The organism is Sphingobacterium sp. SGR-19, from assembly GCF_011043555.1.
Lineage (GTDB): Bacteria > Bacteroidota > Bacteroidia > Sphingobacteriales > Sphingobacteriaceae > Sphingobacterium.
This window is the reverse complement of the sequence record NZ_JAAKGS010000002.1, coordinates 367,137-388,743: the sequence shown is the minus strand read 5'-3', so window position 1 is coordinate 388,743 and position 21,607 is coordinate 367,137. Positions and strand designations below refer to the sequence as shown.

The 21,607-nt window shown below is 43.2% G+C and carries 20 protein-coding genes and 1 pseudogene; 8 read left to right on the top strand and 13 right to left on the bottom strand.

The genetic code is table 11. The features are described from left to right. Positions 1-6: 6 nt before the first annotated feature. Positions 7-2,295: a GH92 family glycosyl hydrolase gene (locus tag G5B43_RS05255; RefSeq protein ID WP_165293664.1), complete on the bottom strand. Its 2,289-nt coding sequence runs from the start codon at positions 2,293-2,295 to the stop codon at positions 7-9. A 183-nt stretch (positions 2,296-2,478) separates the two neighbouring features. Between G5B43_RS05255 and G5B43_RS19685 the strand changes: the two are divergent. Together G5B43_RS19685 and bla are read left to right on the top strand one after the other, a co-directional pair. Then, positions 2,479-3,516 (top strand): annotated as a pseudogene (locus G5B43_RS19685) (alpha-L-fucosidase); the annotation flags it as partial. 723 nt (positions 3,517-4,239) lie between these two features. Further along, the gene (gene bla / locus G5B43_RS19680) at positions 4,240-4,953 is read left to right on the top strand and encodes a BlaB/IND/MUS family subclass B1 metallo-beta-lactamase (RefSeq protein ID WP_410528479.1); all 714 of its coding nucleotides are present in this window, start codon (positions 4,240-4,242) and stop codon (positions 4,951-4,953) included. A 194-nt stretch (positions 4,954-5,147) separates the two neighbouring features. On the opposite strand, the gene G5B43_RS05245 is transcribed toward bla, so the two are convergent. From G5B43_RS05245 to G5B43_RS05230, 4 genes are all read right to left on the bottom strand, one after another. After that, entirely contained in the window at positions 5,148-5,789 is a 642-nt protein-coding gene (locus G5B43_RS05245; RefSeq protein WP_165293663.1) for a hypothetical protein, read from the bottom strand. A gap of 83 nt (positions 5,790-5,872) precedes the next feature. Beyond that, complete coding sequence (locus G5B43_RS05240; RefSeq protein ID WP_165293662.1) at positions 5,873-6,592, bottom strand: hypothetical protein; 720 nt, start codon at positions 6,590-6,592, stop codon at positions 5,873-5,875. Further along, positions 6,558-7,223, bottom strand: a complete 666-nt coding sequence (locus tag G5B43_RS05235) for a hypothetical protein (RefSeq protein WP_165293661.1) — start codon at positions 7,221-7,223, stop codon at positions 6,558-6,560. Before G5B43_RS05235 ends, G5B43_RS05240 begins: the two co-directional genes overlap by 35 nt. After that, on the bottom strand, positions 7,201-7,446 hold the full coding sequence (locus tag G5B43_RS05230) for a hypothetical protein (RefSeq protein WP_165293660.1): 246 nt from the start codon (positions 7,444-7,446) through the stop codon (positions 7,201-7,203). Before G5B43_RS05230 ends, G5B43_RS05235 begins: the two co-directional genes overlap by 23 nt. Positions 7,447-8,014: 568 nt before the next feature. Between G5B43_RS05230 and G5B43_RS05225 the strand changes: the two genes are divergently transcribed. After that, on the top strand, positions 8,015-8,338 hold the full coding sequence (locus G5B43_RS05225) for a hypothetical protein (protein ID WP_165293659.1): 324 nt from the start codon (positions 8,015-8,017) through the stop codon (positions 8,336-8,338). A 146-nt stretch (positions 8,339-8,484) separates the two neighbouring features. Further along, entirely contained in the window at positions 8,485-8,751 is a 267-nt protein-coding gene (locus G5B43_RS05220) for a hypothetical protein (RefSeq protein WP_165293658.1), read from the top strand. Between the two features lie 63 nt (positions 8,752-8,814). Here G5B43_RS05220 and G5B43_RS05215 read toward each other — a convergent pair whose 3' ends face one another. Continuing rightward, positions 8,815-10,593, bottom strand: coding sequence for an aminopeptidase P family protein (locus tag G5B43_RS05215; protein ID WP_165293657.1), 1,779 nt, complete (start codon positions 10,591-10,593; stop codon positions 8,815-8,817). Positions 10,594-10,699: 106 nt separating this feature from the next. On the opposite strand from G5B43_RS05215, the gene dacB reads away from it, so the two are divergent. The 4 genes from dacB to G5B43_RS05195 all read left to right on the top strand — a co-directional run bounded on the left by dacB (position 10,700) and on the right by G5B43_RS05195 (position 15,634). Beyond that, positions 10,700-12,127 (top strand): D-alanyl-D-alanine carboxypeptidase/D-alanyl-D-alanine-endopeptidase, encoded by a 1,428-nt coding sequence (dacB, locus tag G5B43_RS05210; RefSeq protein WP_240904764.1) that lies wholly within the window; start codon positions 10,700-10,702, stop codon positions 12,125-12,127. A gap of 157 nt (positions 12,128-12,284) precedes the next feature. Beyond that, positions 12,285-14,561, top strand: a complete 2,277-nt coding sequence (locus G5B43_RS05205; RefSeq protein WP_165293656.1) for an NADP-dependent malic enzyme — start codon at positions 12,285-12,287, stop codon at positions 14,559-14,561. Between the two features lie 2 nt (positions 14,562-14,563). Next, positions 14,564-15,148 (top strand): Holliday junction branch migration protein RuvA, encoded by a 585-nt coding sequence (ruvA, locus tag G5B43_RS05200; protein ID WP_165293655.1) that lies wholly within the window; start codon positions 14,564-14,566, stop codon positions 15,146-15,148. A 12-nt stretch (positions 15,149-15,160) separates the two neighbouring features. Beyond that, positions 15,161-15,634: a GAF domain-containing protein gene (locus tag G5B43_RS05195; protein WP_165293654.1), complete on the top strand. Its 474-nt coding sequence runs from the start codon at positions 15,161-15,163 to the stop codon at positions 15,632-15,634. A 7-nt stretch (positions 15,635-15,641) separates the two neighbouring features. On the opposite strand, the gene G5B43_RS05190 is transcribed toward G5B43_RS05195, so the two are convergent. From G5B43_RS05190 to hisC, 7 genes are all read right to left on the bottom strand, one after another. Continuing rightward, entirely contained in the window at positions 15,642-16,559 is a 918-nt protein-coding gene (locus tag G5B43_RS05190) for a WD40 repeat domain-containing protein (RefSeq protein ID WP_165293653.1), read from the bottom strand. A gap of 14 nt (positions 16,560-16,573) precedes the next feature. After that, complete coding sequence (hisIE, locus tag G5B43_RS05185) at positions 16,574-17,158, bottom strand: bifunctional phosphoribosyl-AMP cyclohydrolase/phosphoribosyl-ATP diphosphatase HisIE (RefSeq protein ID WP_165293652.1); 585 nt, start codon at positions 17,156-17,158, stop codon at positions 16,574-16,576. A gap of 18 nt (positions 17,159-17,176) precedes the next feature. Beyond that, positions 17,177-17,929, bottom strand: a complete 753-nt coding sequence (hisF, locus tag G5B43_RS05180; protein ID WP_165293651.1) for an imidazole glycerol phosphate synthase subunit HisF — start codon at positions 17,927-17,929, stop codon at positions 17,177-17,179. A 1-nt stretch (position 17,930) separates the two neighbouring features. After that, positions 17,931-18,683, bottom strand: coding sequence for a HisA/HisF-related TIM barrel protein (locus tag G5B43_RS05175; protein ID WP_165293650.1), 753 nt, complete (start codon positions 18,681-18,683; stop codon positions 17,931-17,933). Positions 18,684-18,757: 74 nt separating this feature from the next. Then, complete coding sequence (hisH, locus tag G5B43_RS05170) at positions 18,758-19,348, bottom strand: imidazole glycerol phosphate synthase subunit HisH (RefSeq protein WP_165293649.1); 591 nt, start codon at positions 19,346-19,348, stop codon at positions 18,758-18,760. 10 nt (positions 19,349-19,358) lie between these two features. Continuing rightward, complete coding sequence (hisB, locus tag G5B43_RS05165) at positions 19,359-20,486, bottom strand: bifunctional histidinol-phosphatase/imidazoleglycerol-phosphate dehydratase HisB (RefSeq protein ID WP_165294071.1); 1,128 nt, start codon at positions 20,484-20,486, stop codon at positions 19,359-19,361. Between the two features lie 49 nt (positions 20,487-20,535). Then, positions 20,536-21,603, bottom strand: a complete 1,068-nt coding sequence (hisC, locus tag G5B43_RS05160) for a histidinol-phosphate transaminase (RefSeq protein ID WP_165293648.1) — start codon at positions 21,601-21,603, stop codon at positions 20,536-20,538. Positions 21,604-21,607: the final 4 nt, after the last annotated feature.

The following is a 21,607-nucleotide window of genomic DNA, read 5'->3' as shown; positions in this document are numbered from 1 at the left end:
TTCCCCCTAACGAGCAGACTTCGGCCTGCTTTCTGCTGTCACACCAAAAGTGGTCGAAGGCGCATTTCCCATATCGAACTCAAGCTTGCCACCTTTCATTAAGTCTTCGTATGATATGTAGGATTTTGTATATGGTTCCCCATTAAGCCGAACCTCCTGGATATATTTATTTTCTTTACTATTGCTATGCGCTACAAGTTCCAAGGTTTTTCCTTCACCCAAGGCAACCGTTGCTTTATCAAACAACGGGCTTCCAAAAATAAAAGGGCCTCCAGCCGGCGATACCTGATAAAATCCTAGCGACGATAGCACATACCAGGCTGACATCTGCCCTACGTCTTCATTACCGGAAAGGCCGTCTACTTGATCTGTATACATCGTTGCTAAGGTTTCCCGAACACGCTCCGCAGCCTTCCAAGGTTGGCCTGCATATGGATACATATAAATCACATGGTGGCTTGGTTCATTTCCATGGGCATATTGACCGATCAATCCGCTGATGTCCGGCGAGGCGTCTTCCCCCAAATCCCCTTCCACTACAAACAAGGAGTCCAACTTCGCGATGAACCTATCCTCTCCGCCGAAAAGATCCATAAATCCATTGACATTATGTGGTACCAGCCAAGTATACTGCCAAGCATTGCCCTCGGTGTAATCGTTGGCCAAATGTGCAGAATGAAAGGGGTCAAACGTGCCTGGCCTAAAATTCCCCTCCGAGTCTACACCACGCAAGAACTGCAAATCTGGGTCAAAGTAATGGTGAAAGGCGTCGCTGCGCTTTATAAAATAATCATAATCCTCCTGCTCCCCCCGTAATTTAGCCACTTGAGCCAAACTCCAGTCTGCAATAGCAAATTCCAATCCCTTAGCCACCGATTCCACTTCTTCTTTATCGTAAGGGACATATCCATATTGCTTATGCCAGTTAAGTCCTCGATCGTCCTTCATGGCTGAAACTTTCATTGCCTCGTATGCGAGATCCTTGTCAAATCCTTCTACCCCTTTCAGGTAAGCATCCGCTACGACAATAATTCCCGGATTACCAACCATACAATCCGTCTCATTTCCTACCAAATGCCAAACAGGAAGCTTGCCCTGCTCCTGGTAGATACGAAGCATGGAATTCACCATGTCCGGTGCACGGTCCCGATGGATAATGCTCATTAATGGATGTGCTGCTCTATAGGTATCCCAAAGGGAGAAGGTCGTATAATTTTCGCCTGTCGCCAATTTATGTGGTTTAAAATCGCTTCCCATATATTCGCCATTCACATCACTAAATACCGAAGGCGCGATCATCGTATGATAAAGCGCCGTATAAAAGATTTTGCGCGCAACGGTGTCTTTCGTTTCAATTTTTACTTTCTGCAGCTGTTCATTCCAAGCCGCATCTGCCGCTTCTCTCGTTGCAGCGAAGTCCCAACCAGGAAGTTCTTCTTGCAAATTCAGTTTGGCGTTCGCTATACTCACTGGCGACAACGCTACTTTCACCATCACCTCTTGAAATTCTTCTACTTCCCCAAAACCAAGCTCCGCATATGCACGGGAAGCCGTAATGCTATTTCCTTCCTGGATAGCCGTACTGTCACCCAATCGCGTACTAACAATCGGTTGCGAAAAGGTCGCCGTAAAGTAAATCTTTTGGTTTTTAGCCCAGCCCTTTGAATATCGATAGCCGGAAACGACGGTATCATTCTCTATGGTTATCCGGCCTTCTTTCTCGCCTTCCCAACCTATACCCGCATCGAGATTCATCAATACTTTTGGTGTTTCATTCTTTTTATAGCTGTATTTGTGAAAGCCTACACGCGAGGTGGCCGTCAGTTCTACATCGACATCGAACCGATCCAGATGCACAGCATAATAACCCGTTCTGACGCGTTCGGTATCTCGATTAAATAGTGAATAAGCTCCGGTCTGCTCATCACCATGCTCTCCGCGGTCAAACCGGATATCACCGGTAAACGGCAATAACACAATATCACCCAAATCACCAATCCCCGTACCACTCAAATGTTGATGCGCAAATCCAATAATCGTCGAATCAGAAATATGATAGCCCGAGACCCAGTCCCAACCAGTCGAAAGGTTAGACGGTCCGAGCTGAACCGCTCCATAAGGAACATTTGCACCCAGGAAGACATGTCCATGTCCACCGGTACCGATATAAGGATCGACGTGCGCTGTTAGTGAACCCGATTTTTGATATTCCGAACCTGTACCACATGATCCCAAAGTCTGGAGTATCCCTCCAAGAAAAGCTAGTTTCGCTACAATATTGTTAAAATTCATCATCTTTAATTTTGCCACAGCCCGAAGCATTCTGCGAATTACATCATACATCACTGTTTGGTTCCCTAAAATAAGGTTTTAGCAGACAACAAAAGCAACTATACGCACTTTTTTACAAGTTAAGGGAGGGTTTATGCAATTGTATCGTCCCATATTTGCTATTTTAGAGGTATTAAATTTCTAAATATGTTTCAACAAAGGAAGCTTAAAAGCTATTTCGCTATCATTATATTGTATTTTTTAAGTATTTCCGCTACACAGGCGCAGTCTTCCCGCACTGAATGGTTCGAAGACGCACGTTACGGCATGTTTATCCATTGGGGACTGTATAGCGCTGCCGAGGGAATGTGGAAAGGAGAACCGCTGCGGTATGCCAACAATTACGCAGAATGGATCCGATACCGTAACCGTATTTCCAAAGAAGAATACGGCGAGCTGGCCAAACGCTTTGTTTGGGATAAGATTGACCCTGAAGACTGGGTCTTGCTGGCTAAGGAATCGGGCATGAAATATATCATCATTACCGCAAAACATCACGACGGTGTCGCCTTATGGGACACGAAAGTAGGGAACTATTCCCTATCCAAATTATCTGGTGCAAATAGGGACGTCATCAAGGAAATTGCCGACGCCTGCCGTAAGCATGATATGAAACTTGGTTTCTATTATTCGCATTGGATCGATTGGGAACACCCTTATGCCTGGGATCACAACCAAGAACTGACTGGGCACGTCACGGACGAACAATTCAACCAGTATTGGCAGGAAAAGGCGATTCCGCAGATGCGGGAACTGCTGACTAATTACGGCGATATCGCCATCATGTGGTTCGACATGTGGATTCCTTACGAGAAAACGATATTTAAAAGAGAACAACTGGAACAAGCGGTAGCGCTGATCCGCGAATTGCAGCCCAATTGTTTGATAAATTCCCGATTGGGATTGCCAACGGATGCCAACTATGTAGACTTTGAGACTTTAGGAGACAACCAGTTCGGCACAAGCTACATCGACCACCCCTGGGAAACACCAGGCACGATAGCCCATTCGTGGGGCTACAACGGGCAAGAAAAAAACTGGAAATCAACAGGGCAACTTTTTGAATCCCTTATCAGCAACGTCGCATTTAATGGCGGCTTTACCTTAAATATCGGACCAAGAGCCGATGGGACGGTGCCCTATGAAAGTATCAGCCGGCTACGCGATGTCGGTAAATGGCTGAACAAATACGGTGAAGCGCTTTATAACAACACGGGGCTTAACCTGCAAGTCAATCAACACGATTGGGGCAAAATCACAAAAAGTAGAAAAAGTAATACGGTTTATCTCCATGTATTCAATTGGCCGCTGGACGGAAAGCTTCGTCTATCGGGAATAAACAGCAGACCTCGAAAAGCAGCATTGTTATCCTCCGATGGAACCCGACCCTTATCGTTCAAACAATATGGCCCCCTTACGCATATACAGCTACCGCAGCAACAGAGCGATCCGTTCGTATCGGTCGTGCGCCTGACGTATGATTCCATAGAAACGGTTCCATCCATTGTTGCAGAGTCTACTTTTGGCGGTTTTGCATTAACCGGTCGTAATGCGCAGCATAAGGAAAAGCTCCAATTAATTGAGGAAGATGATACGCGTCCGGCTTATGTACAGACAACTGGCGGGAAAATAACCTGGGAACTGTATCTTCCAGAAGCAGGCGTTTACCACATCGATCTATCGGCGCACAATCCAACCAAGAAAAATATTGCGATATCAATAAGCATAGCGGGTAACAATTTGCAGGCCGCTATTACTCCAAACGGAAAGGTCGTTGCAGAGCCCAATGAAGACAATTACACGGATGAATTCGTGGACACCCCTATTGGCGAAATTACCGTCGAGCAAGCAGGTCGATACAAGGTCGAATTTCAAGTAAAAGAAAATCAAGAATTATGGCTAAACCGGATATGGATTGACAAGGTCGAACAACACACTGATCAAACGAATGCAGTCGCACAAGCAAAACCACTTGTCATTGAAAAAATTAACGACAAGCTTTATCTCTACACCACTTATCAGGAGTACGAAGGCACAAGGGTGTCTGCGAATGCCCTATATCTGATTACGAAAAAAGGTGTATTGCTTTTTGACACGCCTTGGGACCCCACAAAGTACCAACTACTTTTAGACAGTATTCAAGAAAAACATGATCTACCCGTCATCGGGGTATACGCAACTCACTGGCACGAAGATCGTGCAGGAGGTTTCGGTTATTACAACAAACTCGGCATCCCGACTTATGCCACATCGCGTACCAATGCATTATTGCGTGCCAATGGTAAACCACTGGCTACTCGTAAGATCGAAGAAGGGAAGACCTATTCAATAGGTGGAGAGTCTTTTGTATTCGATTTCTTCGGACCGGGACATTCCATGGATAACGTTGTCGTCTGGTTTCCCAAATACAAGATCTTGGATGGTGGCTGTTTTATCAAGAGTGCCGACGCCAGAAACCTCGGTTTTACAGGCGACGGCGATGTCAAAGCATGGAAACCTGCTATGGCAAGACTACTAGCCCACTATCCTGAAATCAACTTGGTGATACCCGGCCACGACGACTGGAAAGTTTCCCAAAAGCATATTGACAACACTTTTAAGCTTTTGGACGAGGAGCGCTAAAATAGGCTTTACGGACTAGTGCTCCTTTGTCTGTCAGTCTTAAATTTGTTATCTTGCATTATTATTAAACAGCTTTAAATCTGAGAGCAATCTTATTTTTTGCAACTTTGGGATTAAAATGTGCAGATCAAAAGAAATCCCTCGCTTAGAATACCTACAAAGTTAATAGAGACGAATCATTATTAGGTTATAACTCAATAAAAGTATCGATCTAGGAGCTCCCAGAAAAACTCTTCGTCCGTGCCGTATTGCTCCAGGATGCGCTTCCGGGTTTCCTTACCAAACTGAATCTCATTCCCAAAACTATCTTTATAAATCCACCTATCGAATATATCTTTATCGAAAGAAGCCTTATTGCTATCCCGAGTGTACTCTAGGCCTCCCCTCAGATTTCTTTTGAGCCGAATTTTGGAGCCATTCACCCGCTCTTCCACATTGATATGCCCGAAGATATCCTTTCCTTCCTCCAGTTTATAGCCTTTATTATCCTCAATTATAGTCTTATCAAAGATATCCACCTTGAAAGTAGCCCTATAGTCGGCGTGTCTACTATTCTCCCTTACCAATCTCCTTAGCAGTCTAACCTGAGCATCCTTATTTCCTCTCAAACCAGGTTCTATTTTGTCTAGATATTTCTTTTCGTACTGCAGCTTGTTATTACGGCTATCTGTAAATATCAAATCATCAAAGATATTTTTTTCGAGACTGGCCCTATATCCTCCGTCAGCCGATTTATACTGGAGTGTTCCAAAAATGTCCGTGTCTATAGCACCTCGTTGTGCAAACAGAACAGAAAACGACAATACCAATGCCACACAAATGAAAAGCTGCTTCATATCAACGAAATCTTTACAAGGATAGACTAGCTACTTGAGAATTGGTTTATTCTGTTTCAATAAAAACGTTTGCGCAAACCCGGTTAAGGATACAACCTCGGCCACTTATCTATATTCCAGATATAGATGAGGTGTGCTGCTTCGATTACTCGTTGTAGATGCGAATGAAACTCTATCAAGTAATCATCACCCCGACTATCATCAGCACAGGTATAATCCATACTGACCACGAGCCACCAATAGAGCGCATCTCGCACATGCGGCAGGTTGTATGTTTTCCACAGCTGAAAAATCACTTTCATCGGGTTCTTTTGTTCTTCATCATCGAGATAAACTAACTTATACGCTTCAAGTTCAAATTCCTGCGGCATATGGCAGTTGTTGAAATAACCAATCGCTTTATTAAAACCTGTTGTGTCCGGCATAAAGAAACTACCGTGAGTCTCATAACTATGACGAAGCACGGTATCCGGCATCCAATAGCTTTTATCCAATCTACAAATCATAAAAAGACCTTCGATAAGAGTCTCTATAAATTCATATCGAATAAATGTTTGCAACGTCTGTTCGCTATTCATCTGATATCCCGATAACAGAGCAGCTTGTTTCCACTGATTCAGATGCTCTCTCCAAGTCGGAAAATTCTCCCAGCCAAAAAATAGATTAATTACGTTGTAAGGGTTTCCTATTTCCTGCGGGTGTAACCTGCGCGGGAAATAGTCATAAGGGGTAGGGTTTGCAAATGGCATATTAATATAATCGAAAAAATTAGTAATCTTCGTAAAAACAATACCTATCTCCATCACTTCTTACCACTATTTTACCTTGTTGGATCAAAAGATAGATACCTTGTTTAACATGTTGAGGGCGAATCCGGTGATAGTATAATTCCGTCTTTTTAATACGTTCAAAAATATCGACGGCTGCCTGCCTGACTTTAAAAAAGTTAAGTTTCAGCAATTTCTCCAATTCTATGCGCACATGTAACAATGTGTCTGATTCTATTTGAATATCCTCGTCTTTTTTCCATTCTTCAAAAACCAGCGAAGGTTTAGGAGGTTTCTTTTTACCAACTGCAAACTCCCAAGGAATCGATATGTTATAATTTTTCCACTGTCCCATGTCTTCAATAACTAAACGGACCATTCTTTCTTCATTTATTTCATAGTCATTCTTATGAAACTCCATTTTGTCGGCACAAAACTCGCCGTATATTCTTCTTATTAATGCATTTTCTTTTACTAAAAAATGGTCCACTTTAAACATTTTTTCGAAATCAGCATAGTAATAAGGAGGTTTTCCGAGAAGGAAAGATAAATCCTCCACAGTCCACTCATTATCCAATCGCATTTTCAGACAGGTATACCATGCTTTAAAATCATGTGTATACATCATGCCAGAATACGAGACGTTATTCTTCGATTCTATATCCATAGTGCTCTAATTTTAAATTTTTATACCTAATCCCCGCAGCTTCTCTAACACAATCATATCGTTTGTTCTCAAAAGTGGGCGCTGCAAGCCCTCCACCTGCCGGTTTCATCACTAAAATTAAGTGCTGCTGCTCCTTACTTAAAAAAGAATAGGAGAAAAGAAAGATACGGTCCAGGTCCATCCGTTGTACCAACCGTTCCACTAACAGTTGTTTGTTTGCCATAATCGATTTACAAAAAGTTAACTATATAGATTTTCCATACAAATATACAGATAAAATAACAACACACAAACTATTTATATATCTTTTCTATACGTCCGTTGTCTTTAATTGTATTATTGAACAGAAAATATGACAGCGTTAGGATATTTTTTTAGCAAAGCGATCGGGGAATATGGTAGCCAAAAGAATAGGCTTGAACATAAAAATAAACCGTCGAAGAATACTTTGAATGCTCTTCGAGAGCTATTCGGCAATCCTTCGCCCTAGCGTTTGCATGAATCCGATACCTCTCCGTAGTGAGTCCGTGTTGAGTCCATGTCTAACTCGAAAACACGATGCTTGCATCTTTCTTGCATCATCCGAACATCCCAAACGTCGGCCCCAGTAAGACCCTTGTTATATCAAAGCCCTACAAAGGAAAACCTAAACAAGCCCTTGTTGCTATTTTCATATTACCTCTCGAAGCCACATTATGAAATTCTAAAATACCCATCGAAGGTTGGTTTCGATTCTCCTAAAAATCAAAAAAAGTTATTAATCAACAACATATAACAATTAACTTTGAGGTATGGCAGTAAATGAAAATGGATATCTGAGAGGACAGGTGGGAAACTTGGTCTCTCGCAAAGTAGGTACGAAAAACATAGTGCAGACCAAACCAGGTCGTAAAATCCGACAAACGGAATCTAGTAAATCCGCAGCCGCTGACTTCGGCTATGCGAGCGCTGCCGGAGCGTTAATCCGTAACGCCTTCGTGTCAACCCATCGGCAATTGTGCGACGATAAAATGCATAATCGCTTAATAAAACACATACAGCGTGTTATGCGCGCCACAGCTCGACCAACATTAGGTTACAATAACATAGAGAAGGGAATATCAGCCGGTTGGTAGGCTTTCAGTTCAATGAAAACTGTCATTTGCACGATTACTTCCATCTTGACCCGATCGTAAACCTAAACGACAAAGAACTCTATGTCCATTTCCCGGAATTTTATCCAACTGAACATTTGCTTTTACCGAAAAATTGCAGACATATAGTGATACAAATCGAGGTCTTTGGCTTTCTATTCAGGAGACGAAGCTATTTTAGACAAGGTGTACATGAGATCGAAATTGATATACCCCGGGAAGGTAAAACAGTAGAAGAACAAACAGTGGTTTTCGATGCCCCCTTGGAGCCATACGACACCCTTTTAGTGGCTTTAACGATATTGTATTTGGATGGAAACGGATCCCGAAGCTTTCTTTACAACAATAAGAATCTCCATCCTGCAGCTATCATAGGTGGTTTTAATTATCAATAGAGCGAGACATGCTTTCCGCCAATCTCGCTCGTATTTAATTGATTATTATTTTATCATACCCCGTTACGAAATACGTTTCGTCTTATCCTTCAGCCACGCCGTCTCTTCGTTGCTTAAATGAGGGGCTAGCTGTTCGAACACCCACGCATTATATTCGTTGAGCCATGTTACATGTACATCGTCTAATAATGATTTATCCACCAGGTCTGTCGCAATATAGCAGATGGTCATGGTCTCAAAATCCATAAAGTCACCAAACTGATTGGAAGCAATTTCTTTACTGAGCACTAAATTCTCAATACGAATACCATACTTCCCTTCTCTGTATAAACCAGGTTCAATAGAAGAAATCATCCCCTCTTCTATTGCAATATCGACATTCGTAGGGTTCAACACATGCGGCCCCTCATGTACATTTAGGAAGAAACCTACACCGTGTCCGGTGCCGTGCCCATAGTTACGCAATTCATCCCAGAGTGGACGTCGAGTAAGCGCGTCTATCTGATACCCGCGAGTACCTTTCGGAAATACGGCCGTCGATCCCTCGATAAGAGCCTTTAACACCAACGTATAATCTTTTTTCTCCTCTTCGGTGATATTCCCCAACGATACAACCCGCGTAATGTCTGTTGTACCATCCCGGTATTGTCCACCCGAATCCACCAGCAATAAGCCCTCGGCTTTTAACGTTGCGTTACTTTCTTCGGTTGCTTTGTAATGTGGTAATGCACCATGCGCGCGGTAACCGGCAATCGTATCAAACGAAATATCCACGAAATCTTTTCCCTCGGCACGTATATGCTGCAACTTATCGGCAATCGAAATCTCCGTTAATTCTCCCTGCCGGACTTCTTCTTCCACCCATTTGAAAAAACGTGTCATGGCTATACCGTCTTTAACCATGACATTTCGGGTATGTGCGACCTCCACCTCGTTCTTCACCGCTTTCATTAACGTAGATGGATTAAGGTCTTCTACTATTTTAGTTGATTTCGGAACCGCATCGTACATCGCGAAGCAAGTCCGTTTGGGATCCAGCAAAATGGCGTCAGCGTCTAACGACGAAACTGCCTGGAACGCTTCAGCGTAAGGTTTTATATGTATACCAGCATGCTCTAATGTTGCTTTATCCTCCGCGCCCAATTTATTGGGATCGATAAACAGGGTCGTTTCATTCTCCTTTAACAGCACGAATCCCAACACCACGGGATTACATGGCACGTCATTCCCCCGGATATTTAACAACCAGGCCAAATCATCTAAAGAAGAAACGAGATGGACAGAAACGCGTTTAGATTTCATTTTTTCACGGACACGATTTAATTTACTTACCGTGCCCTCTCCCGTAATGGATTCATCCAACAGAAAAGCCGGAGACGTCGGTAGTGCTGGTCGGTTGTCCCAGATGGTTTCCAAAATATCTACATGTCCATTTACTTGGATATCCAACGGTAAAAGAGCATCCTTCACGGCTTGCGCTACCGCAACAGAGGCTAAATTACCGTCGAACGCGACTTTGCTACCGGCAGGGAGTTGTTCCGCCAACCAATGCGCATATTCCGCCGCACCCTGTGTCTTCAATTTCACAAGTTCGAAACCTGTTCCTTCTAATTGTTCAACCGCCTGTACGAAATATCGTGCATCTGTCCATAAACCTGCAAAATCAGCGGTAATAGCTAACGTTCCTGCCGAACCTGTGAAACCGGAAGCCCAAGCGATACATTTATAGCGATCGGGTAAATACTCGCTGATATGCGGGTCTGAAGACGGAATGATATAAGCATCAATCCCTTGCGACTTCATCTCTTTCCTGATAGCATCTAAGCGTTCTCTATATGTCATATTCATTCATTTCTGGTGTTTGGCAAGTTAATTGATTCTTTTTTCTTTGCAAAAAGATAATGGAAAAAGAAGGTTTTTTAAGTTTGTACTACTACATATTAAAAATATGGTAAAAAGAACAATATATCCCACTTGGATAGCGACAATACTGCTGCTATCAATGCACACAAGCTATGCGCAGTCATTGAAGAATAATATAGATCATGCTTATCAACAGTTTGTGAAGAGCGGTAAATTCCCAAATGGTATTGCGTCTCTGACGGTACTGGACGGCAACACAGGACAGCCGGTATTTACGCAGAATGCCACCATCGGGTTACCCACTGCCTCGACGATGAAAGTGATCACCTCCATCACGGCGCTGGATATCTTAGGCCCGGATTATACCTATCAAACGAAGTTGGCTTATATAGGTGAAATCGACAGCTTGGGTGTGCTACACGGCGACATCATCGTCATCGGATCGGGTGATCCTACGCTAGGCAGTGATCGCTTCAACAACACCAAGACCGAAACTATACTGAACAAATGGGTATATAAGATTCAGCATGCCGGCATCCAACATATTAACGGGCGTGTGATAGGTGACGATTTGTATCTGAATGGAAACGATGTACCGTCCACGTGGAACTGGGTTGATATGGGCAACTACTACGGTGCCGGTATTTCGGGATTGAACTGGCGCGAAAATAAAATTGGCATCCGGTTTTCCGCAAATTCTATTGGGCAACCTGCCACCATTTCCTCCACAACTACACCATTGACCGGAACGACCTTAATCAATGAGGTGATAACGGGATCAAATGGTTCTGGTGACAATGTCTACGCCTATTCTGCACCTTACTCCAATATCATATATTTACGCGGAACCTATGGCAGGGATCTAAAAAAGGTTATCGAAATAGCCGTGCCAGATCCAGCATGGGCATTAGCGCAGCAGTTAACGACCTCATTATCGGATGCAGGTATTAGGGTAGATAGCATACCGACCACAGGCAAGCAGTTATTAAATCACGGGATAAAGCTGAGCGATCAAAGACAGGCGCTTGATACACACCGATCTCCTGCGTTGAAAGACATCGTATATTGGTTCAATCAAAAAAGTATCAATCTGTATGGCGAAGCCATGCTCAAAAGTTTTGGCATCATCAGCCACAACGAAGCTACTACCCAGAAAGCAGCGTCGTTGCTAAGCAAGTATTGGGAACAAAAGCTACGTATACCGAATAGCGAACTCAACATTCAAGATGGTTCCGGTCTTTCTCCGCAAAACCGTGTTACTACACTAGCTATGGCAAAAATCATGCATTATGCGAAAAGTAGACCGTGGTTTACCGATTTTCAAAAAAGTCTGCCCACTATCAATGGTTTAACAATGAAAAGCGGCACTATCGGCGGCACGCTGGGATATACCGGTTTCCATACAGGCAAAACAGGTACTCCGGTTACATTTTCGCTTCTGGTTAATAACTACACAGGAAGCACGTCCGCCATGCGGCAAGAAATGTTTCAATTATTGAATAGTCTTAAATAACATTAAAAATTCGCTAATCTTCTTTTGAAATTTTAGCTTTGTATCCATAAAACTTTATTATTCGTAGTCGGATTAAGACGCGGCTTCTAGGAAGATCGACACTCTTCCATTAGTTCCGTTTTAGTTCAACTTAGGTGATTCACTTTTACTTAAACAAATGAGTATCAACAGAAAAAAAGACGCTTTGGACTATCATTCCAAGGGAAGACCCGGCAAAATCGAAGTCGTTCCGACAAAGCCTCACAATTCACAGCGAGATTTATCATTAGCTTATTCACCTGGTGTAGCCGAACCTTGCTTGGCTATCGCCGAAAACAGTGAAGATGCATATAAATATACTTCTAAAGGAAATCTGGTTGCCGTTATCAGTAACGGTACCGCCGTATTGGGTCTGGGTGATATCGGGGCACAAGCAGGCAAACCTGTAATGGAAGGGAAAGGCTTGTTATTCAAGATATTTGCGGACATTGATGTATTTGACATCGAACTTGACACCAAAAACGTTGATGACTTTGTCAATATCGTAAAAGCGCTTGAACCGACTTTTGGCGGTGTGAATTTAGAAGATATTAAAGCGCCCGAGTGTTTTGAAATAGAGCGTCGTCTGAAAGCAGAGATGAACATCCCTGTCATGCATGATGACCAACACGGTACGGCCATTATTTCGGGCGCGGCGTTAATTAACGCCTGCGAATTGATAGACAAAGATATCAGTCAAGTCAAAATCGTCGTAAATGGGGCTGGTGCGGCCGCCATTTCTTGCACGGCCATGTATGTTGCTGTAGGGGCTTCGAAGGAGAACATCGTCATGTTGGATAGTAAAGGAGTGATCCGCAAAGACCGCGAAACGCTAGATGCCACAAAGGCAGAGTGGGCAACCGACCGTGATATTAATACCTTGGCCGAAGCTGTAAAAGATGCTGACGTTTTTATCGGACTATCCGCAGCAGATGTATTAACACCGGAAATGCTGCTTTCTATGGCGCCTAGACCGATCGTGTTGGCTATGGCGAATCCGAACCCTGAGATTGCCTACGATTTGGCGCTAGCTACACGTACCGATGTCATTATGGGTACCGGACGGTCGGATTATCCAAATCAAGTTAATAACGTCTTGGGATTTCCGTATATTTTTAGAGGAGCTTTAGACGTTCGTGCAACCGCCATTAACGAGGACATGAAAATTGCTGCGGTTCATGCCATAGCAGCGTTAGCAAAACAACCTGTTCCGGAAGAAGTCAATCAAGCTTATGACACCAATAATCTGAAGTTTGGGGCAGAATATATTATTCCCAAACCAACGGACCCTCGTTTAATTACCGAGGTATCCGTAGCGGTAGCAAAGGCGGCAATGGCTTCGGGAGTCTCCCGGATAGAAATTCAGGATTGGGAACAGTATAAAGAGGACTTGCGTAAACGTTTAGGTAAGGATGATCGGATTATTCGTAATTTGACAAGCAGGGCCAAGAAAAATCCCAAACGAGTGGTCTTTGCAGAAGCGGACAACTATAAAACGCTTCGAGCTGCACAGATCGTCAAAGAAGAGGGAATTGCATTTCCTATCTTGTTAGGTAGTAAGGAAAAAATCGAAGGCTTAATTCAGGAATACGACTTCGATTTCGGTGACGTAGAGATCATCGACCCTGCCGAAGAAAAAGGTTCCGAGCGCTTTAACAAATTTGTTCAACATCTTTATACTAAAAGGCAGCGACGCGGTATGACAGAGCACGAAGCAACCAAATTGATGGCCACTAATCGGAACTATTTTGCCGCGAGTATGGTCCAATTTGGCGAAGCGGATACCTTGATCTCTGGATTGACGCGTAACTATGCAACAACTATCCGCCCCGCGTTACAAGTTATCGGTGCGAAACCGAACAGTCGCGTGGCGGGTATGTATATTATGCTTACCTCCAAAGGACCTCTTTTCTTTGGTGATACGACCGTTAATGCTGATCCCACACCCGAAGAACTTGCGGATATTGCTATATTGTTGGACGAAGCGGTAAGACGCTTTAACATAACACCGCGTGTCGCGTTGCTATCGTATTCCAATTTCGGATCGAATGACGGACGGACAGCGAATAAAGTTCGAGAAGCTGCGAAAGCACTGCGGGAAAAAGCCCCACACATCACGGCGGATGGCGATATACAAGCAAACTTTGCTTTAAATAGTAGTCTTTTAAAAGCAAATTTCCCATTCAGTACACTAAACGGCGAACCTGCAAACACGTTAGTATTCCCTAATCTAGAATCGGGTAACATTGCGTACAAGCTGTTGCAGGAAGCAGGAGATGCTGAGGCTGTAGGACCTATTCTGTTAGGTATGAACAAACCGGTACACGTATTACAATTGGATAGCTCCGTGCGGGAAATTGTCAACATGATAACTATTGCGGTCGTGGATGTGCAGGAACACGAGAAAAACAATTAGACATGTACGATTATTTTAATGGGAAATTAGTATTCAAAGCCCCCACCCATGTTGTCCTTGACGTGGGTGGGATTGGCTATCACATCCATATTTCGCTGACCACCTATAGCCAGATCAAAGATCAAGAGCAGTGTAAGCTATACATTTCTTTTCAGGTTCGGGAAGATTCGCAGACACTTTATGGCTTTGCAACGGAAGGCGAGCGTCAACTGTTCAATCACCTTATTTCGGTGTCGGGTATCGGACCCAATACAGGGCGCATGATGCTTTCCTCGATTACACCAGAGGAAATCCAGCGTGCCATCATCAATGGCCAAGTACAGATCATCCAAAAAATAAAAGGGATAGGTCCCAAATCTGCGCAGCGTGTTATTTTGGAATTGCAAGACAAGCTAAAAAAGCAAGGACCAGATGCGCTCATCCCGCTTCCTCTCGCAAAACAATCCGTACCCGAAGAAGCGCTTACCGCATTGGTTATGTTGGGTTTCGGAAAACCCCAGGCAGAGAAAGTGCTCAACAGCTTAGCGGCGAGCGATCCCGAGCAAACGGTGGAACAATTGATCAAAGCCGCATTGAAACGTTTATAAAAAATGCACATCATGGCAGAAGACTTGAAGATCGCAACCGGAACGAAAGAAGATCAGTACCGCCTGCTTAGCAAACAAATAGAGGCGCTCATCAGTGGTGAGCAGGATATCATTGCTAACCTCGCAAATATCGCTGCTGCCCTCAAAGAACAGTTTAACTTTTGGTGGGTTGGTTTCTATTTAGTAAAAAATGAGGAGCTCGTGTTAGGGCCTTTCCAAGGACCTGTGGCGTGTACACGTATTGGTTACGGAAAAGGTGTCTGCGGCTCGGCTTGGAAAGCTGGAGAAACTTTAGTTGTTCCAGATGTGGAGGCTTTCCCCGGACATATTGCATGTAGCTCCCTATCCAAATCGGAAATTGTGGTGCCCTTGTTCCATGAAGGACAATGTATCGGTGTACTGGATGTAGACAGCGAACATCCCGACCATTTTGATCATGTGGATAAGAAATATTTAGAAATTATCTGCCGATTGATTACGTTTTAAGACGTCCTTATAGTACTTCCTGTATGGATACATCCCACACTTTCACCAACTTATCATCGCCGGCGGTAACGAGTTGATTATCGATCCAGATTGCGGTATTGATAGATAAACGATGGGCGTCATAGCCCCGTTCTATGCTTATGTTTTTAAGCAACGACAATGTCAGTCCATCCCATATTTTTATTGACTTATCCCGACTTATAGTAGCGATAATGGGTAATGTAGGGTGTGGAAGTATACCATATACCGTAAACATATGTGGGGTTATAGATTGGAGAACCGATAAATCTTTTTGTGCTAACCGGACGAGTTTCGCATCCCTTCCGCCCGAAAGCAAACTCGTATCGGTGGCGGCCAATGCCGTAACGGGTAGCGTATGGATCTGTTGTCTGGTTATCTCCCTGAAGTCAGTTGTATCATATAAATGTACAAAGCCGTTTTTATCGCCGAAGGCTACTTGGTTCACTTGCGGATGAGGTTCGATGACACGTACCGTGGTGTCCGCTACATGAAATCTATACAATAGCGCATAGGTGTCCAATGACCATACATAGGCAACACCTTCCTCTCCAGTAGCGATGAGCTCTCGTTTTTCCGTAAGCACTTTTATAGAAAAAACCGCTCCCTTCTCCGTTTGGGTCTTGCTGACAAGAGCCTGCTTTTCGATGTCCACAAACCAGACCTCCCCATTCCGCAAACCGACGACTATAATTCCTTCTTCCTTAAGCAGATGCAAAGCATATACCGAAGCCGGAACAGCACACAAAATACGCTTGAACTTACCATTTATCAAATCCCACTCCACCACGCCTTTATCGTTTCCTCCCGTAAAAATCGTCTTAGAATCTATCCCCGGGGATACAACAAAAATCGGGTTCTGATGACCAGATAATGTATTAGATAAAGTAACATCGATTGTATACATGCCCCACTCCCTTCTTATTGATGTCGGCTTTCCAGATTCTTGGCAATGGTTTGTAAATCCAATCCTTTTTCCCTAAGCAACACCAGAAGGTGGAAAAACAAATCCGAAGACTCATTGATAAAATCATACTCGGTTTCTGCCAATGCAGCAATGACCGTTTCTACAGCTTCTTCGCCTACCTTTTGTGCTATTTTATTCAACCCGCGTTGGCGCAGCTTATTGACATAAGATTCCTCGGTAGGCATGTCGTAACGCCGTTGTACGATACGTTCCAATTGCAGCAGAAAGTTCTGGTTGTACTCCGTCTGAAAGCAACTGCGAGCACCTGTATGGCAAGTAGGGCCTGCCGGTTTAACTTTTATTAATAACGTATCTTGATCACAATCGATATGAGAAGAAATTACTTCCAAAAAATTACCGCTTTCCTCCCCTTTTGTCCACAATCGATTTTTGCTTCGCGAGTAAAAGGTTACCCGTCCCTCTTGTTGGGTTTTCGCCCACGCTTCCTCATTCATATACCCCAACATCAACACTTCTAGCGTTTGATTATCCTGTATAACAACGGGGATTAATCCGTCTCCTTTTGCGAAATCTAACATTATTTTATCATTAAGTACTTACCTCACCACGATTCCATCTGTCCGCAATGTTTCTTTTAGTTCCGGTATTAGAATTTCTCCATAGTGAAATACCGAAGCCGCCAACGCCGCATCCACATTCGTCCGCTGAAACACATCCACAAAATGCTGTTGTTTACCTGCGCCACCAGATGCGATCAATGGAATATTTATGGTGTCGTTAATCTTCTTTAAGAACGTATTGTCGAAGCCATTCTTTGTCCCATCATGATCCATTGATGTTAACAAAATCTCTCCTGCCCCCCGTTGCTCCGCTTCTTTAATCCAATCCTCTGTTTGTATATCCGTCTTATCTCGTCCGCCACGTAGGTAGACAAAATTCTTTCCATCAACGACACGCGTATCTACCGCCACAACAACAAATTGTCGACCAAACGAACGGGCAAGGTCATCAATCAACGTCGGGTTGCGTACTGCAGCAGAATTAATTGAAATTTTATCGGCACCCGAGTTAAGCAACACTTCGGCATCTTTCAACTCATTGATCCCACCGCCAATTGTAAAAGGGATATTGACCTGGCGTGCGACTGCTTTGACCAATTCTATGGTCGTCTTCCGCTTTTCGTGTGTAGCCGTGATGTCTAGAAACACCAATTCGTCTGCTCCTTGCTCCGAATATTGCCAAGCGAGTTCCACGGGGTCACCAGCATCACGAAGGTCGACAAAATTAACCCCCTTTACCGTACGACCGTCTTTTACGTCCAAACAGGGGATAATACGCTTCGCCAACATATTAAATACTGATGAGTGTCTTCAGGTTCCAATCTTTAATCTCATCGATGGAAATTTTGTTCTCGTAGATGGCTTTACCCACTACACAGGATTCCATTCTGCCTAATGCATTTAAGGCACGGATATCATCCATGGAACTAATTCCGCCCGAACCAATCAGTTTGATGATCGGAGAATGATCTAAAAGCTTCTGATATAATTCAACACCTGCTCCCCCTAACTTACCGTCTTTACTAATATCGGTACAAAGAAAACGGAAGAAACCTAAAGAAAGACATTTGTCTATATACGAGATAAGTTTAATCGGCGAGCTTTCCAACCAACCGGAGTATTTGATAACCTCATCCAATACGTCAATCGCAATAACAATATGCTTCGCATATTTTACACGTCCTTCGTTCAGCTTGGCCAATTCCTCCAAAAAAGTAGGGTTGGTAATTGCCTGTGTTCCTACGATGACACGATAGATACCCGCATCAACCAGTTCCTTTACTTTCTCAATACTTCTCACCCCTCCGCCGTACTGCACCTTCATATCCGTTTTACGGATAATGTCAAACAGATAGTCCTGATTGCTGAAATCACCCTTTGCACCATTCAAATCGATGATGTGTACGAGTTCAGTACCGTTGGCGTGATACATTTTTATTTGTTCTTCCAATGATATGTCATACGTCGTGACGTCATTATAATTGCCCTCTCTCAAACGGACAACCTTTTTGTCCAAAACATCAATAGCAGGAATGATATACATATTTAAAGTAATAAGTTAAAAGTCAAAAATTGTAACGTCGACCGTTCGTGATCAACAATTATAAGCAATATCCCTTATAATCGGGAAAAATTAAGCAATATCTGTTCGCCAGCTTTTCCAGATTTCTCGGGATGAAATTGTACACCATAAAAATTTCCTTTTTGTATCGCCGCAGAAAATGTAACATCATACGTGCAAAATGCAGATGTATATTGCTCGTCCGCCTCAATAAAATAGGAATGTACAAAATAAAAATAGCTATTATCTGCAATATTCTCAAAAAGAGAGCAATGCTTTTTCGGCAATATACTGTTCCACCCCATGTGAGGGACTTTTTCGCCAATACGTTTATCAAAATGTAACGTCTTCAACGGTACAATATCCAAAAGCTCCGCTTCGCCTTCTTCCGAAAAAGAGGTTAACAATTGCATACCTACGCAGATTCCCAACACAGGTTTCTCAAGAGATATGATATACTGTACCAGCCCTGTTTCTTCAAGCTTTTGCATGGCAGCGCCGGCATGTCCTACACCCGGAATGATAATACGGTCGTACTGGTCAAAATCATCGACATTGTTGACCATCCCATACTGTATCCCGACCCGATCGAGCGCTGCTGTCAACGAAAAGATATTTCCTGCCCCGTAGTTTACTATTCCAATCATTTTTTTCAATCTACAAAACCCCTTTCGTGCTTGGCAACTGCATATTCTCTGCATCTCGCCGCACGGCCTTTTTTATTGATTTCGCAAAGGCTTTAAAGATAGCTTCAATTTTATGATGCTCGTTATCGCCTTCGGCTTTAATATTCAAGTTCGATTTTGATGCATCGGAGAATGATTTAAAGAAATGGAAAAACATCTCCGTCGGCATATCCCCTATTTTCTCCCGTTTGAAGGCCGCATCCCATACAATCCAATTTCTACCACCAAAATCTATAGCCACTTGTGCCAGACAATCGTCCATTGGCAATGTATACGCATAACGTTCGATACCCCGCTTATCGCCTAACACTTTCAGAAAAATTTCGCCCAATGCGATACCGGTATCTTCGATGGTGTGATGCTCGTCAATGTGTAAATCACCTGTAGCCTTAACGGTAAGGTCAATCGCTCCATGTCTGGCGATTTGATCTAACATATGATCGAAGAATGGCAATCCGGTATCTATATCCGATTTTCCTGAACCATCGAGATTCAACTGAATAAAGATATCCGTTTCATTTGTTTTACGATGATGCTCCCCCGTACGTGTGCCGAGTTTCAAAAACTCATATATGGATTTCCAATCGGTCGTTTCTAGAGCGATGGATTCGCTTTGTAATCGGAGGTTTTCGGCTTTGCCCAATTCATCATTATTGCGCAACCAAATGGCCTTAGCACCTAAATTTTCGGCTAGCTTTACGTCATTGATACGGTCGCCTATGACAAAGGACTCGGTTAAATTATATTGCGCGATATCAAAGTATTCGTTTAACATACCGACACCGGGCTTACGTGTTGGCGCATTTTCATGAGGAAACGTACGATCGATATGCTCTTTAACGAAATACACGCCTTCCCCTGCAAATGTATCGACAATAAAATGGTGCACGGGCCAAAAGTTCTCTTCGGGATGGGACGCTGTGCCCAATCCATCTTGATTGGATACTAAAACCAGCTCGAAATCCAGTTCCTTTGCAATACGAGGTAGATATTGCAGCGCTCCAGGGTAAAATTTGAGCTTGGCAAAAGAATCGATTTGTTCGTCTTCCGGTTCTAATATCAATGTGCCGTCACGGTCTATAAACAATACTCTTTTCATCATTAAATATAATTATCTGCTATGAGCTCTCCGTCAGTTAATGGTTCGGTCATACCGATTGATCGTAAAATTTCCGAATATTCTCCAATAATGTTATATTTTCTGTAGGCGTGCCGATAGTTAAACGCAAACATCCTTCGCATAATTCCACTTTGGAACGGTCGCGCACAATAATTCCGTTGCCTACCAAAAAATTGTAAAGCGCTCTAGGCTCTTCCAACTTGACTAATATAAAATTAGCGTCCGATGGCGTCACGTGCGCAATTTGAGGCAACGTTTGTAAAGCCACGGATAACTTCTCCCGTTCTTCAACTACTTCCTTTATCCATTCATTTACAATCTCCACTCCTTCCAGCGCCTCTAATACAATATCTTGGGTGGCTTGATTGATGTTATAAGGTGGTTTGATTTTGTTGAATACCTGGATAATTTCGCTGCTGGCAAAAGCCATGCCTAGTCGCAAAGCCGCTAATCCCCAAGCTTTCGAAAGCGTCTGTAAAATTACCAAATTCGGAAACTCGGCCAAATCTTGGGTAAAGGATGGTTGCCTCGAAAAATTGATATAAGCTTCGTCCACCACCACAATTCCATTAAAATTAACCAAGATGGTTTCAATATCTTGACGATGGATACTATTGCCAGTAGGGTTATTGGGCGAACAGATGAAAATCATTTTCGTAAACGGATCAATCGCTTCCGCTATACGATCTAAATCCAACTGATAATCAGTTGTTAAATTTACTTTTTTATAGGCTACATTATTGATATTCGCCGAAACTTCATACATGCCATAGGTGGGCGGCACAAGAATAACATTATCCCTTCCCGGTTCACAAAATGCACGAAAAAGAATATCAATTGCTTCATCGCTACCATTGCCTAGAAAGATATTATCTACCGGAACGCCTTTAATACGATGCAATTTTTCTTTTACACGATACTGCAACGGGTCTGGATAGCGATTATAATTTTTAGCATAGGGCGAACCGAACGCATTTTCATTGGCATCCAATAAGACAGAGGCTTCCCCTTTAAATTCATCTCTTGCCGATGAATAAGGTATTAATTTCTTTATATTATCCCTCAGCAAAAGGTTCAGGCTAAAAGACGTGTTCATATTT